The organism is Vibrio sp. DW001 (assembly GCF_029016285.1).
In the GTDB taxonomy this organism is placed as follows: Bacteria; Pseudomonadota; Gammaproteobacteria; order Enterobacterales; family Vibrionaceae; genus Vibrio.
The window spans coordinates 1,124,040-1,138,253 of sequence record NZ_CP091975.1; the positions used below are offsets into that span (position 1 = coordinate 1,124,040).

At 43.1% G+C, this 14,214-nt stretch carries 14 protein-coding genes; 12 read left to right on the forward strand and 2 right to left on the reverse strand.

From position 1 onward, the window contains the following. Positions 1–6 precede the first annotated feature (6 nt). On the reverse strand, positions 7–3,150 hold the full coding sequence (rne, locus tag L3V77_RS05420) for a ribonuclease E (RefSeq protein WP_275136087.1): 3,144 nt from the start codon (positions 3,148–3,150) through the stop codon (positions 7–9). Positions 3,151–3,765: 615 nt separating this feature from the next. On the opposite strand from rne, the gene rluC reads away from it, so the two are divergent. Next, positions 3,766–4,707 (forward strand): 23S rRNA pseudouridine(955/2504/2580) synthase RluC, encoded by a 942-nt coding sequence (gene rluC, locus L3V77_RS05425; RefSeq protein WP_275136088.1) that lies wholly within the window; start codon positions 3,766–3,768, stop codon positions 4,705–4,707. Positions 4,708–4,718: 11 nt separating this feature from the next. On the opposite strand, the gene L3V77_RS05430 is transcribed toward rluC, so the two are convergent. Beyond that, complete coding sequence (locus L3V77_RS05430; RefSeq protein ID WP_275136089.1) at positions 4,719–5,306, reverse strand: nucleoside triphosphate pyrophosphatase; 588 nt, start codon at positions 5,304–5,306, stop codon at positions 4,719–4,721. 115 nt (positions 5,307–5,421) lie between these two features. On the opposite strand from L3V77_RS05430, the gene yceD reads away from it, so the two are divergent. The 11 genes from yceD to tmk all read left to right on the forward strand — a co-directional run bounded on the left by yceD (position 5,422) and on the right by tmk (position 14,211). Continuing rightward, the gene (gene yceD / locus L3V77_RS05435; protein ID WP_275136090.1) at positions 5,422–5,946 is read left to right on the forward strand and encodes a 23S rRNA accumulation protein YceD; all 525 of its coding nucleotides are present in this window, start codon (positions 5,422–5,424) and stop codon (positions 5,944–5,946) included. Positions 5,947–5,976: 30 nt separating this feature from the next. Next, positions 5,977–6,147: a 50S ribosomal protein L32 gene (gene rpmF, locus L3V77_RS05440; protein ID WP_275136091.1), complete on the forward strand. Its 171-nt coding sequence runs from the start codon at positions 5,977–5,979 to the stop codon at positions 6,145–6,147. A 9-nt stretch (positions 6,148–6,156) separates the two neighbouring features. Then, positions 6,157–7,197 carry a phosphate acyltransferase PlsX gene (gene plsX / locus L3V77_RS05445; RefSeq protein ID WP_275136092.1) on the forward strand — a complete coding sequence of 347 codons (1,041 nt, stop codon included), beginning with the start codon at positions 6,157–6,159 and terminating at the stop codon, positions 7,195–7,197. 5 nt (positions 7,198–7,202) lie between these two features. Further along, positions 7,203–8,186 carry a beta-ketoacyl-ACP synthase III gene (locus L3V77_RS05450; protein WP_275136093.1) on the forward strand — a complete coding sequence of 328 codons (984 nt, stop codon included), beginning with the start codon at positions 7,203–7,205 and terminating at the stop codon, positions 8,184–8,186. A 72-nt stretch (positions 8,187–8,258) separates the two neighbouring features. Then, positions 8,259–9,182, forward strand: coding sequence for an ACP S-malonyltransferase (gene fabD, locus L3V77_RS05455; protein WP_275136094.1), 924 nt, complete (start codon positions 8,259–8,261; stop codon positions 9,180–9,182). 15 nt (positions 9,183–9,197) lie between these two features. Beyond that, on the forward strand, positions 9,198–9,935 hold the full coding sequence (gene fabG / locus L3V77_RS05460) for a 3-oxoacyl-ACP reductase FabG (protein WP_275136095.1): 738 nt from the start codon (positions 9,198–9,200) through the stop codon (positions 9,933–9,935). A gap of 167 nt (positions 9,936–10,102) precedes the next feature. Then, entirely contained in the window at positions 10,103–10,336 is a 234-nt protein-coding gene (gene acpP, locus L3V77_RS05465; RefSeq protein WP_017051317.1) for an acyl carrier protein, read from the forward strand. 98 nt (positions 10,337–10,434) lie between these two features. Continuing rightward, positions 10,435–11,676, forward strand: coding sequence for a beta-ketoacyl-ACP synthase II (fabF, locus tag L3V77_RS05470; RefSeq protein WP_275136096.1), 1,242 nt, complete (start codon positions 10,435–10,437; stop codon positions 11,674–11,676). 86 nt (positions 11,677–11,762) lie between these two features. Then, complete coding sequence (gene pabC / locus L3V77_RS05475; protein ID WP_275136097.1) at positions 11,763–12,566, forward strand: aminodeoxychorismate lyase; 804 nt, start codon at positions 11,763–11,765, stop codon at positions 12,564–12,566. Continuing rightward, the gene (mltG, locus tag L3V77_RS05480; protein WP_275136098.1) at positions 12,563–13,576 is read left to right on the forward strand and encodes an endolytic transglycosylase MltG; all 1,014 of its coding nucleotides are present in this window, start codon (positions 12,563–12,565) and stop codon (positions 13,574–13,576) included. Before pabC ends, mltG begins: the two co-directional genes overlap by 4 nt. Beyond that, the gene (tmk, locus tag L3V77_RS05485; protein WP_275136099.1) at positions 13,576–14,211 is read left to right on the forward strand and encodes a dTMP kinase; all 636 of its coding nucleotides are present in this window, start codon (positions 13,576–13,578) and stop codon (positions 14,209–14,211) included. Before mltG ends, tmk begins: the two co-directional genes overlap by 1 nt. Positions 14,212–14,214: the final 3 nt, after the last annotated feature.

Genomic DNA, 14,214 nt, shown 5'->3' on the forward strand with positions numbered 1-14,214 from the left:
AACAAACTACAGTGTCTTAGACGTACCTGACGATGCTTGACTGGTCGCTGATTGGCTACCTGCACCTTTAGGCTTATAGCGCTCTTCTTTTAATGGCGCTGCCTTGACTTCAATCTCTTTAATATTTTGAGGTCCAGGTGCTTTCGTCATTACTGATGTTGCACGAGCTTTTAGCTTTTGAGTGGTCGCTTTAGGTTTCGCGACGACAACCGCTTCTTGCTTGACTTCAACTTCAGCTTGTTGAGTGGCCACTTCTATTGGTGCCGCATTATCTTCAACGACTGGCGTTTCAATCACAGATGCTTCAACAACGAGTTCTTCAGTGACGGGTGTTTCCACCACCTCTGCTTCAATGGTTGGCTCTTCAGTGACCGGAGTTTCCACCATCGTCGTTTCAATAACCGGCTCGTTAATAGCTGGCGCTTCAACAACGGACTCTTCAACAACAGGTGTTCCTACTTCAGGCGTATTTTGAATAGGCGCATCAGTGACGGTTTTTTCTGTTATATCGTTCGCTGGAGCAGCCTCGTTTTGAACAGGTGCTTCGATTGGTGCTTGCTCAATAACTGGTGCAGCTTCAATCGTAGGCGCTTTGTCTTCAACAATATCGCGAAGGATAATGACTTTACCCATTGCCATTTCAGGGCACGCGAAACCATTTAGAGCGACTTGCTCTACTTCAGGAGTAATGCGTGTTCTTTCTTTATATCTTGGTTTCGCAAGATCGTACTTAGGCATCACTTTACCCATTGCCATCTCAGGAGAGGCAACACCACCTTTACGTAGGCGGAAAGGGTTCGGTCTGCGGTCACGACCACGACGGCGACGTTGTCCACTGGCACGTAAATGACGAGGAGTACGACGGTTACGGCGTTTCGTCTCTTCCTTATTTTCGCCTTCAGCAACAGCGGGCTTGTTAGCTTCAACAACCTCTTGAGCCACCTTAACGTCTTGCTCTACCTTCGCTTCAACTTGTGTCGCTTTCTCTTGTTGAGCTGCAGTATCTTGTTGGTCTTTAACTCTAACCTGTTTCTTAAGCTGACGACGTTGACGACGTTGCTTAATAACCTGTGTTTGCTTTTCTTCTACAACAGGAGCAGCAACCTCAACTTGTGCTTCAGCAGCAATTTTTTGGCCTTGCTCTGCGACTTTAGCGTTAGACTTGATAACCTTCTTGTCTTGCTTAGGACGTCGGTTATCTCTGCGTTGATTTGGTTTAGTCTCTGTTTGTTCTTCTTGCTGGTCATTGCGAACAGGCTTGTTACGATTTTTGCTTTGATCGCGGGTGCCTTGTTGATCACGATTACCATCACGAGGATTGCGACGACGGTTGTCATTGCGATTATTGCGATTATTGCGGGTATTACGATTGTTCTGAGGTTGCTCAGCAGGTTTCTCTTCCTTTACTTCTTCCACAGGAGTAGAGAAGAAACTGGTCAGTGCCTTGAATAGACGTGAAACAACACCAGGTTCGTTCGTTTCAGCTTTAGCCGGAGTATCTGCTTTAACTGACGTTGGCGCTGGAGGTGTAGGTTGAGGAGCCGGCGCAGCAAAACCTTTAAGCGCGGGTTCTTCAATCTTCTTAGGCGTAATGTCTGCTTCAGAAGGTTCTGTTGCTTCTGCTTCCTTCATCGCTTCTAATTTCTTAGGAACTAGGTATGAAAGAATGTCGTGTTCTTCGCCACCACGTACACGGACCACTTCAAAATGAGGAGTTTCCATGTCGGAGTTTGGAACAATGATTACCCTTACATTCTGTGAAGATTCAATGGTATTAACAGAACGACGTTTTTCATTAAGAAGATAGGAAGCAATTGCGACTGGGACAACAGCAACAACTTGAGAGCTGTTATCTTTTAGCGCTTCTTCTTCAATAAGTCTAAGTACAGACAGTGCAAGTGATTCATTATCACGAACCACGCCCGTACCTGTACAACGTGGACAAATATGGTGACTTGCTTCTGCTAGAGAAGGGCTCAAACGTTGACGAGACATCTCTAACAAACCGAAGCGAGAAATACGTCCGATCTGAACGCGCGCACGATCCATACGAACGGCTTCACGTAATCGATTCTCAACTTCACGTTGGTTACGAACAGGTGTCATATCAATAAAGTCGATAACCACCAATCCACCAAGATCACGCAGACGCAACTGACGAGCAATTTCATCGGCGGCTTCTAGGTTAGTGTTTAGTGCTGTTTCTTCGATATCGCTGCCCTTCGTCGCACGAGCGGAGTTGATATCAATAGAGGTTAGCGCTTCAGTTGGGTCGATAACGATTGAACCGCCAGAAGGCAAACTCACGTTACGTTGGAAGGCTGACTCTATTTGGGTCTCTATTTGATAGTGACTAAATAGCGGAACTTCGCCATCATATTTCTTAACACGGTTAAGAAAATCAGGGCGAATAAGTTGAATATGTTGTCTGGCACGTTCGTAAATAGTGGCGCTGTCTATTAATATTTCACCAATGTCACGGCGCAAATAATCACGAATTGCTCGTACAATAACGTTACTTTCTTGGTGGATTAGGAATGGAGCAGGGGTTGTGCCTGCGGCTTCCGTTATCGCGTTCCAATGATTAAGTAATACGTTCAGATCCCACTCTAGTTCTTCAGCACTTTTGCCTACACCAGCAGTACGAACAATTAAACCCATACCTTGAGGGAGGTCTAAAGTACTTAGTGCCGATTTAAGTTCTGTACGCTCATCACCTTCGATACGGCGAGAAATACCACCGGCTCTAGGATTGTTTGGCATCAGAACTAAATAGCTACCCGCAAGCGAGACAAATGTCGTTAGTGCTGCTCCTTTACTGCCGCGTTCTTCTTTTTCAACTTGTACAATGACTTCTTGGCCTTCAGTAAGCACTTCTTTAATGCTTGGACGACCTTGGTAAGTGTACCCTTTAGGGAAGTAATCGCGAGCAACTTCTTTAAGAGGAAGAAAACCATGTCTTTCTGCACCGTAGTCAACAAATGCAGCTTCTAAACTTGGTTCTATACGTGTGATTTTGCCTTTATAGATATTTGCTTTTTTCGATTCATGGCCAGGGCTTTCGATATCAAGATCGAAAAGTCGCTGTCCATCGACCAAAGCGACACGCAACTCTTCTTTTTGAGTTGCGTTGATTAACATTCTTTTCATTTTTTAATTTCTCGTTGATTATTCTTTATTTTAATTACATATGCCGCTTGGCTTCGATACCGATGGTGTCAGATCCCATGACTTAATAAGTGCAGCCTCACGGCTGGAAGGGATGCTCTCGGACACTCCAGTCATCAGGAACTAAATTAATAGGTCCTGATCCACAACTTTGGTGGTGAATACTCAACATCAGTGAACGATGAGTAGAGCGACAAGTAAGCTTTATTCTCAACGTCTTACGCCATACGCTGCATCGAATAATAAAACTCTTCTACTCATTTAGCTTATTGCTGCTGGATAATCAGAAAAATTGCGAAATGCATTCAAATTACCCATAGCAGGTGTGACTATAGCAGTGCGGTGAAAATACAGCAATCTGCTTTGTTATAAACAGGCAAAATATTTGAAAGTAGTTAAAATTTAGAAAAAGCTATCTTTTTGATAAATAATGCTTTTTATAAGGTTGCTTTAATTTTGTCCAATTTTAATCCCAATATTTATACACAGGCTACGTTCACGAGACTCATTCGACATTAATTGCCGTATATTGGTGTTAGATAAGATGAAATAAGTAAAGAGTGATAAAAACTCAATTTGAATGATAGAATGCGCGCCATGAATGAGATAAAAACGAAAGTCCAGTTTGTCGATATTGATGCTGATATGGCAGGACAGCGCATAGATAATTTCATGCGTAATCAACTTAAAAACGTGCCTAAAAGTCTGATCTATAGAATCATTCGAAAAGGCGAAGTGCGTGTAAATAAAAAACGAATCAAAGCGGAATATAAACTTCAACCGGGAGATATTGTTCGAGTGCCACCAGTAAAAATGGAAGCGGTTGAACAAAAAGATGTGCCTAACACGAAACTAAACAAAGTTGCTGAGTTAGAGAGTTGCATCATATTTGAAGATGAGCACATGCTTGTCTTAAATAAACCGTCCGGAACGGCAGTTCATGGTGGGAGTGGGTTGAAGTTTGGTGCAATAGAAGCGCTCAGAGCATTACGTCCAGATGCGCGCTTTTTAGAATTAGTCCATCGTATCGACCGGGACACATCAGGAATATTGCTTGTCGCGAAGAAACGCTCTGCGTTGAGACATTTGCAAGCCCAATTTCGTGAAAAAACGGTACAAAAATATTACTTCGCGCTTGTTATGGGGCATTGGAAGCCAAGCTGCCGACTAGTAAATGAACCATTACTGAAGAATGAAGTGAACAGTATTGTTCGTGTAAATCCTAATGGCAAGGCTTCTGAAACACGTTTCAAAATAGTAGAAAAATTCACTGAAGCAACATTGGTTCAAGCAAGTCCAATTACAGGGAGGACGCATCAAATTCGCGTCCATGCGCAATACACAGGGCACCCAATAGCGTGGGATGATCGATATGGAGATCGTCGATTTGATGCTTATACTGGCAAGGTTGGTTTAGATCGGCTTTTTTTACATGCTGCCAACATTAAGTTTTCCCATCCTGCTACAGAGGAAAAGATAGATATCTCAGCGCCTATGGAAGCAAGGTTAGAAGCGGTACTTCAGCGATTAAGAGGTTAAAAATCGTATCGTTAAGAGCCGAGAATAAAGACGCCTTGTTTTTCTAGCATATCTATCAATGTTATTAATGGGAGCCCGATTAAACTATTCGGGTCTTTCCCCTCTAATTTATCAAAGAGTGCAATGCCTAACCCTTCACTCATAAAACTGCCCGCACAGGTTAGTGGTTGTTCTCGTTTGACGTAATCTTCTATTTGTTTTTGATTAAGTGTTCGGAAATGAACCTTAAAAGTATCCAGTTTTACTGAGGTACTATCTGTGCTGGTATTATATAAAGCTAACCCAGTATAAAAAGTGATGCATTGTCCACTTGCTGCGGTAAGTTGCTTAACGGCATTTTCTACTGTGTGGGGTTTACCGATAATGTCTCCATTAATGACGCAAACCTGATCAGAACCAATGATGAGGGAATGATCATTGGTTTTGCAGCTCTTGGCTTTATTTAAAGCCAACCTAAGGACTAATTGTTCCGGTGTTTCTCTTTCTAATGGGGTTTCATCACAGCTTGGATTGGCCTGTTTAAAAGGTATTTGGATTTTTTCCAAAATGGATTTTCGAAACGGCGAGGTTGAAGCCAAAATGAGGTCCAATTTATTCATAGGAAATATCTTGTTGAGTAGAGAATAGCGACAGAATAAACGATAATTAAAAAAAGCATAACTTTTTCACTTTTCCTTTGACTCAAGACGATTAGAAATATATTATTCGCGCCCTATGCAAAAAGTAAAAATTCCACGCACGGTAGATCCGGTTAAAGCCGCACAAAGTAGACTAGATTTTGATGGTATCATCCAACCTAGTTTATTTAAGCGCTTAGCTGAGACGACCTCAGGCGTAAAACGCGACGCAGTAGTCTCATTGTCTTTTGAGATGGATGAACAACGATTAACCGTTATCTCTGGTAAAGCTAACGTTGAAGTCGATTTAGAGTGTCAGCGTTGTAACGAGATTTTCGCACATGAGTGCGAAGTTCAATTTACTTATACTCCTGTTCGCAGTGAGAAAAGTGAAGTGGATACACCCGAAGAGTACGATTTGGTAGATCGGAACGAGTACGGTGAGATTGATCTCATACAACTAGTTGAAGACGAGTTCATTCTTGGTTTGCCACAAGTGGCAATGCATGATGATGCGAATTGTAGCGTTAATTCAGATAATTTGGTGTTTGGTGTACTTCCGAAAGAAGTTGAAGAAGATAAACCAAACCCATTTGATGTTTTAAAAAGCTTAAAGCGATAAGCCTTAAGTATAGACAAAGGAGTAGGGTCCATGGCCGTACAAAAGAGCAAAAAATCACGTTCAATGCGTGGCATGCGTCGTTCACATGATGCGCTAACTACAGCTGCACTTTCTGTAGACGCAACAACAGGTGAAACTCACCTACGTCACAACGTGACTGCTGACGGTTTCTACCGTGGCAAAAAGGTTATCAACAAGTAAGGTTGACCTTTGAACACTATTACCGTTGCACTTGATGCAATGGGCGGGGATTTCGGTCCCTGCGTAACAGTGCCTGCCGTCGTGCAGGCATTGTCGCATTTCCCAGAGCTAAAAGTGATTATAGTCGGTGATCAATCCATGATCACATCTGAATTGTCTCGCCTAGGATATCTGGGAGATGATCACTCAATCAGTCATCGTTTAACTATCACCCATAGTGAACGAATCATATCTAATTCGGAAAAACCCTCCCTTGCTTTGAGAAACAGTACTGGCTCGTCGATGCGTATTGCCATTGACGCTGTAGCCGACGGCACAGCGGATGCTTGTTTAAGTGGCGGGAATACCGGAGCTTTAATGGCACTTTCTCGGTTTAGACTCAAATTATTACCCGGTATAGAGAGACCTGCTTTAGTGTCGGCCCTTCCGACGGCTTTAGGTAAGAAAACTTGGTTGCTTGACCTCGGTGCAAATGTATCAGTAGATGCGGATACGTTATTCCAATTTGCTGTGATGGGTGGAGCATTAGCTGAAGAACACCTAGATAGACCACCAAGAGTGGCTATACTCAATATCGGTGAAGAAGAGATTAAGGGTAATGACTTAGTAAAACGATGTGCTGAAATGCTGAGTCAAACTAAATCGATTAACTTTAGCGGTTATATTGAAGGCAATCAGTTACTTCACGATGCGGCCGATGTCGTTGTATGTGATGGTTTTGTCGGCAATGTTTGTTTAAAGACAGCAGAGGGGGTTGCCCATCTTTTTATTGGTAAACTTAAAGAGCATATGGCAACATCAAATCTAAAGGGTTGGATAGCAAGAAAATTATTCGCCAACCTAATAGAAGAGATAAAACAGCTGAACCCCGACCAGTACAATGGCGCAAGTTTGTTAGGATTGCGCGGTATTGTGATAAAAAGTCATGGAAGTGCTGATGTGGCTGCTATTGTCAATGCTATTGGTGAAGCAGTACATGAAGTTAAACGACAAGTACCAAGTCGTATTAGTGACCGCTTAGAAGCGGTGTTACTCGAGAGGCATTATTAGTCTATATGTACAGTAAAATATTAGGTACGGGCAGTTATCTGCCATCTCAGGTGCGTTCAAACGCAGACTTAGAGAAAATGGTAAATACCACCGATGAATGGATCGTAACAAGAACTGGGATTCGTGAACGTCGTATTTCTGCACCGGATGAAACGGTAGCGGACATGGCAACAATAGCCTCTCAAAATGCTATCGATATGGCTGGATTAGATAAGGACGATATCGATATGATTATCGTCGCAACGACCAGTGGTTCAAATGCTTTCCCATCGGCTGCCTGTGAAGTTCAAGCAAAATTGGGTATTAAACATTGCCCAGCTTTTGATATGGCGGCGGCATGCTCTGGATTTGTTTATGCGCTTTCAGTTGCGGATCAACATATCAAATCAGGTATGTGTAAAAATGTGTTAGTGGTTGGTGCGGATGCTCTATCAAAAACCTGCGATCCTACCGATCGTGGCACCATCATTCTTTTCGGTGATGCAGCAGGTGCAGTTGTGGTCGGTGTAAGCGAAGAGCCGGGGATTCTATCAACACACATCAATGCAGATGGGCGTTTTGGCGATCTATTAAGCCTTAAACATCCTGGTCGTAAAAAAGAGAAGGGTGAAGGCGAATTCGCTCAGACTGACGACATAAATAGCTGGCTTCATATGGCTGGAAATGAGGTATTTAAAGTTGCTGTTACGCAATTATCTCGTTTGGTTAAAGAAACGCTTAAAGCAAATGGTATGGATAAGTCTGAACTTGATTGGCTTGTGCCACATCAAGCAAACCTACGGATTATCTCTGCGACGGCTAAAAAATTGTCTTTGCCTTTAGAGCAGGTAGTTATTACGCTAGATCGCCACGGTAATACGTCTGCGGCAACGGTACCAACGGCATTAGATGAAGCGGTACGTGATGGTCGAATTCAACGTGGACAAACCATATTATTGGAAGCATTTGGTGGTGGTTTCACCTGGGGCTCCGCTTTAATTAAGTTTTAAAATTTAAATTCAGTAGATAGGCTTTCGTCTATCTACTTCAATTATTAATGCATTGCTTGAGGGAAAATAACTATGAGCAAATTTGCTATCATATTTCCGGGTCAAGGTTCTCAAACTGTTGGTATGCTTGCAGAGCTTGGTGAACAATTTGATGTTGTAAAAGCAACCTTCGCTCAGGCTTCTGAAGTGCTAGGTTATGATCTTTGGGCTTTGGTTCAAAATGGTCCAGCAGAAGATTTAAACCAGACTTCTCGCACTCAACCTGCACTGCTTGCTGCATCTGTGGCTATTTGGCGTGTATGGCAAGAGCAAGGTTTGGAACAACCTGCCAATTTAGCAGGACACAGCTTAGGTGAGTACTCTGCCCTTGTTTGTGCCGGAGTGCTTGATTTCCAGCAGGCGATTAAACTCGTTGAATTACGTGGTCAGTTCATGCAAGACGCTGTACCTGCTGGTGTGGGTGCGATGTATGCCATCATAGGGTTAGACGATGAATCGATCGCAAAGGCATGTGAAGAAGCGGCGCAAGACGAAATCGTCTCTCCGGTTAACTTCAATTCACCTGGTCAGGTCGTGATTGCTGGCAACAAAGCGGCAGTAGAGAGAGCGGGTGTACTTTGCAAAGCGGCGGGCGCGAAACGAGCGCTACCTTTACCTGTATCAGTGCCTTCTCATTGCGCATTAATGCAACCGGCAGCGGATAGATTAGAAATCGCACTGCAAGATATTGAATTTAACACACCAATTATCCCAGTGATTAATAATGTTGATGTCATTGCGGAAACGGATCCAGCAAAAATTAAAAATGCTTTGGTTCGTCAACTTCATAACCCTGTTCGTTGGACCGAAGGTGTTCAACAAATGAGTGAAGATGGTGTTGAAAAGCTCTATGAATTAGGCCCAGGCAAAGTGCTAACGGGTTTAACAAAACGTATTGTTAAAACGCTTACCGCTGCGGCAGTAAACGATTGTGCTTCATTAGAAGCAGCGAAGTAAAAAGAGAGATAGAAGATGAGAAACCTAGAAGGCAAAGTAGCACTGGTTACTGGTGCAAGCCGTGGTATTGGACGATCAATTGCTGAGCTTCTTGTTGAACGTGGAGCGACAGTTTTTGGTACGGCAACAAGTGAAAATGGCGCCTCGGCCATCAGTGAATATTTAGGTGAGAATGGCAAAGGTTTTAAACTCAATGTGACAGAGCCAGAATCTATCACAGACGTTATCAAAGAGATCACAACAAATTATGGCGGCGTAGATATTTTAGTTAACAACGCTGGTATTACACGTGATAATCTATTGATGCGTATGAAAGATGACGAATGGACGGATATCATAGATACTAACCTCACGTCTATTTTCAGACTGTCCAAAGCAGTTTTGCGTGGCATGATGAAAAAACGTAACGGACGTATTATTAATGTCGGTTCTGTTGTCGGAACTATGGGTAACGCAGGTCAAACTAACTATGCCGCAGCGAAAGCGGGTGTGATTGGTTTTACTAAGTCTATGGCACGTGAAGTTTCTTCACGCGGTGTAACAATTAATACTGTTTCACCCGGTTTTATTGAAACTGACATGACAAAAGCACTGAATGATGAGCAGCGTGCTGCTACACTATCTCAGGTACCTGCGGGACGCTTAGGTGACCCACGTGAAATTGCAGCAGCGGTAGCATTTTTAGCTTCTCCAGATGCGGCATATATTACTGGTGAAACACTTCATGTAAACGGTGGAATGTACATGGTTTAAATTGTGCACTATGTTTTGTGTATGATTTAGGTCAAAAATGTACCTATTTCCGGTCAAAATCGTAAAAATTGTGGTTTGACCAGCGATCACACCCTTGCAACTTTTAAAAGTTTGAATAAACTACGGAAACATCGCATAACGCGAAAGTCTGTAAAGGAAAAGAAAAAATGAGCAACCTCGAAGAACGCGTAAAGAAAATCATTATTGAACAGCTAGGTGTAGACGAAGCAGAAGTTAAGAACGAAGCTTCATTTGTTGACGACTTAGGTGCAGATTCTTTAGACACTGTTGAGCTAGTAATGGCTTTGGAAGAAGAATTCGATACTGAGATTCCAGACGAAGAAGCTGAGAAAATCACTACTGTTCAAGCTGCAATCGACTACGTTACCAGCGCTCAGTAATATTTCTCTCCCAGGCGGTCAACCTTGACCGCCTGAGTTTTATCTAAAACGCTTTATTTCCCCATCAAATCATTCATTCAATCCCGGAGAAAATTATCATGTCAAAGCGTCGCGTAGTTGTTACTGGCATGGGTATGTTGTCACCGGTAGGCAACACTGTAGAATCATCATGGAAAGCCCTGTTAGCAGGTCAAAGCGGTATCGTTGATATCGAACACTTTGATACATCCGAATTTACAACTCGATTTGCAGGTCTAGTCAAAGACTTTAACTGTGAAGAGTATATGACTAAAAAAGATGCGCGTAAGATGGATCTATTTATCCAGTACGGCATCGCAGCGGGTATTCAAGCATTAGATGACTCAGGTTTCACTGTTACTGAAGAGAACGCGCCACGCATTGGTGTCGCAATTGGTTCTGGTATTGGTGGTCTCGGTCTAATTGAAACTGGCCATAAAGTTCTTTCAGAAAGAGGCCCGCGCAAAATTAGCCCTTTTTTTGTGCCATCCACTATCGTTAATATGATCGCAGGTAATCTGTCGATAATGCGAGGCCTTAGAGGCCCCAACATCGCGATTTCTACTGCTTGTACAACTGGCTTACACAATATTGGCCATGCGGCCCGTATGATTGCGTACGGCGACGCAGAAGCGATGGTTGCTGGTGGTGCTGAAAAAGCGTCTACGCCTCTTGGTATGGGTGGATTTGCTGCTGCAAAAGCACTGTCAACGCGCAATGATGAACCATCGAAGGCTTCACGCCCTTGGGACAAAGACCGTGATGGGTTTGTTCTTGGTGACGGTGCGGGTGTTATGGTTTTAGAAGAATACGAACAAGCTAAAGCTCGTGGCGCGAAAATCTACTGCGAAGTTGTCGGTTTTGGCATGAGTGGAGACGCTTACCATATGACATCACCAAGTGCTGATGGTTCTGGTGGTGCACTAGCGATGGAAGCGGCAATGCGTGATGCTGGTATTACTGGTGAACAAATCGGTTATATCAACGCGCACGGAACGTCTACACCGGCGGGTGATGTTGCAGAGTTAAGAGGTGTAAAACGCGCTCTTGGTGAAGCAGGCTCTAAGAAAGTACTTGTCTCTTCTACGAAATCTATGACAGGCCATTTATTGGGTGCAGCAGGTTCTGTAGAAGCAATCATTACTGCAATGGCGTTAGTGGATCAAATTGTGCCACCAACGATTAACTTAGATAACCCTGATGAAGAGTGTGACCTTGACCTTGTTCCTCACACTGCACGTAAAGTCGATATGGAATACGCATTGTGTAACTCCTTTGGCTTTGGTGGAACAAACGGTTCGCTTATCTTTAAAAAAATGTGATAGTCGATTAAACTAGCTTAACAGCGGCTTGATGCTCAGCATTAAGCCGTTTTTTTTGACTATTTTTTGTATAGGTATGCGAATAGATGTTTTGGGTGAATGGACAACCAGCGTCAATGATATCTCTTTCTGATCGGTCATTTCAGTATGGTGATGGCTGTTTTACCACTATTCTTACTAAAGAAGGTGTGGCTCAGCAGTGGCCCTTACATATTGAAAGAATGCAAGCGTGCCTCGATCTGTTAGTAATTAAGAGTCCAGACTGGGATCAGGTTAAGGCCTGGGTGGATCAAGCGGCGCTCAAGGACTCGTTGGCCGGGATAAAATTGCACGTTAGTCGCGGAGAAGGAGGCAGGGGTTATAATCCTGCTGGCGTGGGCTCAGTGACGACAACAATCAGTCATTTCTCGTATCCTTCCTATTACTTAGATTGGCAAGAAAAAGGTGTCGATTTAGGTATATGTGGTCACAAGCTGGGTATAATGCCGCTTCTTGCTGGGCACAAGCATAATAATCGTTTAGAACAGGTTCTCATTAGGGGAGAGATAGAGCGTGTTGGATGTCAAGATGGTGTCGTTATGAATATTTATGATCATGTAATTGAGACCACAATGGCCAATCTGTTTTGGTCTAAAGATGACATATTATACACGCCTAGTTTGGCTTCCTCTGGTGTTGCAGGTGTTATTCGGAAAATGATTTTAAAAGATGCCCAAGACAGTGGAATAGAAGTCTCCATTGGGGAGTTTCCCCTAAACCATCTGATAAGTGCAGATGAGGTCTTTATGACGAATTCAATACTCGGTGTTGCCCCTGTGAGAAAAATAGCTAGGTCGCACTTTCCTATTGGAGCGATAACGCGACGTTTTCAGGAGAATCTAAATTCGTGATTAAGAAACTGTTGGTTTTAATGTTCATCATTGTCGGCGTTGCTGCTGGTGGTTATTTTTATATCGAGAAGCAGGTAGACCTTTATATCGACCAACCTCTCTCTATCACTAAACCTGAAATTATTACTATTAAGAGTGGTAGTAGCTTCCAAACGGTGCTCTCTAAATTTGAATCTTCTGGTTGGGTGAATCAAAGTCAATATACAAAGTTGGTAAGAAGGTTTCGCCCAGAGCTAACGAAAGTAAAAGCAGGTACATTTTTAGTTCAACCAGGTATATCTTTAAGTGATGCCATCGTTTTCATTTCCAAGGGTAAAGAACATCAATTTACTATTACCTTTGTTGAAGGGAGTCGATTTACTGAGTGGCGAACGACGCTCGAGAAAGCAGATTCGTTACGACATGAAATCACGGATTTATCGGAATCAGATATTGCAATAAAACTCGGCATCGAACACGAAAAACTGGAAGGTTTGTTTTTGGCCGAAACCTACCATTACACCGCAGGGATGTCGGACCTAGACATACTAAAGCGTTCGCATCAAAACCTGAACTCGGTATTGAATCAAGCGTGGGAAAAACGCCAAAAAGAACTGCCTATCAAGACGCCTTATGAGGCATTGATTCTCGCATCGATTATTGAAAAAGAGACAGCGGTAGAAGAAGAACGAACCAAAGTTTCCTCCGTATTTGTAAACAGACTTAATCGTAGAATGCGTTTGCAAACGGACCCAACTGTTATTTATGGTATGGGAGATAAGTACAAAGGGAATATTCGCAAAAAAGATCTGCAAACGCCAACACCCTACAATACATACACAATAAATGGATTGCCTCCGACTCCTATCGCGATGACGGGGAAAGCCTCTGTGGATGCCGCATTGAATCCTGATAAAACTCGTTACCTCTATTTTGTTGCAAGCGGCAAGGGTGGTCATGTGTTTTCCAAGAGCTTGAAAGAACATAATCGAGCCGTTCAAAACTATTTAAAACAATTAAGAAAAAAATAATGATTAAAACCAAGTTTATTGTTGTTGAAGGACTAGAAGGTGCTGGTAAAAGTACGGCAATTGCTGCGATTAATGAAGTATTAGAGCAGCAAGGTATTCAGCAGGTTGTGAATACGAGAGAGCCTGGCGGTACCGTACTCGCGGAGAAAATGCGTGCGTTGGTGAAGGAAGAACACGACGGTGAAATTTTACAAGATATGACGGAGTTGCTCTTGATGTATGCTGCTCGCGTCCAGTTGGTCGAGAATGTCATTAAACCTGCGTTAGAAAACGGTAAGTGGGTTATTGGCGATCGTCATGATATGTCCTCTCAAGCGTACCAAGGGGGTGGACGTCAGATACCTCGTGATACCATGCAAAAGTTAAAGCAGGTAACCTTAGGTGAATTTAAACCGGATTTAACCTTGTACCTAGACCTCGATCCTCGTTTAGGTCTTGAAAGAGCACGAGGTCGTGGAGAATTAGACAGAATTGAGAAGAATGATATCAGTTTTTTCGATCGTTCTAGAGCACGCTATTTGGAGATTGCCAATGAGGATGATTCCGTGCTGATTATTGATGCGAGCCAAAAAATTGAGCAGGTAGCGGCAAGTATAAAACAAACGCTACTGGATTGGCTTAAGGCGAACAGGTAACGT

What these genes read in the sequence shown, in the direction of transcription:
- rluC (WP_275136088.1), top strand. Translation starts at nt 3,766, where the DNA reads ATGAATGAGATAAAAACGAAAGTCCAGTTTGTCGATATTGATGCTGAT.
- yceD (WP_275136090.1), top strand. Translation starts at nt 5,422, where the DNA reads ATGCAAAAAGTAAAAATTCCACGCACGGTAGATCCGGTTAAAGCCGCA.
- fabF (WP_275136096.1), top strand. Translation starts at nt 10,435, where the DNA reads ATGTCAAAGCGTCGCGTAGTTGTTACTGGCATGGGTATGTTGTCACCG.
- rne (WP_275136087.1), bottom strand. Translation starts at nt 3,150, where the DNA reads ATGAAAAGAATGTTAATCAACGCAACTCAAAAAGAAGAGTTGCGTGTC.
- fabG (WP_275136095.1), top strand. Translation starts at nt 9,198, where the DNA reads ATGAGAAACCTAGAAGGCAAAGTAGCACTGGTTACTGGTGCAAGCCGT.
- tmk (WP_275136099.1), top strand. Translation starts at nt 13,576, where the DNA reads ATGATTAAAACCAAGTTTATTGTTGTTGAAGGACTAGAAGGTGCTGGT.
- rpmF (WP_275136091.1), top strand. Translation starts at nt 5,977, where the DNA reads ATGGCCGTACAAAAGAGCAAAAAATCACGTTCAATGCGTGGCATGCGT.
- fabD (WP_275136094.1), top strand. Translation starts at nt 8,259, where the DNA reads ATGAGCAAATTTGCTATCATATTTCCGGGTCAAGGTTCTCAAACTGTT.
- L3V77_RS05450 (WP_275136093.1), top strand. Translation starts at nt 7,203, where the DNA reads ATGTACAGTAAAATATTAGGTACGGGCAGTTATCTGCCATCTCAGGTG.
- pabC (WP_275136097.1), top strand. Translation starts at nt 11,763, where the DNA reads ATGTTTTGGGTGAATGGACAACCAGCGTCAATGATATCTCTTTCTGAT.
- L3V77_RS05430 (WP_275136089.1), bottom strand. Translation starts at nt 5,306, where the DNA reads ATGAATAAATTGGACCTCATTTTGGCTTCAACCTCGCCGTTTCGAAAA.
- acpP (WP_017051317.1), top strand. Translation starts at nt 10,103, where the DNA reads ATGAGCAACCTCGAAGAACGCGTAAAGAAAATCATTATTGAACAGCTA.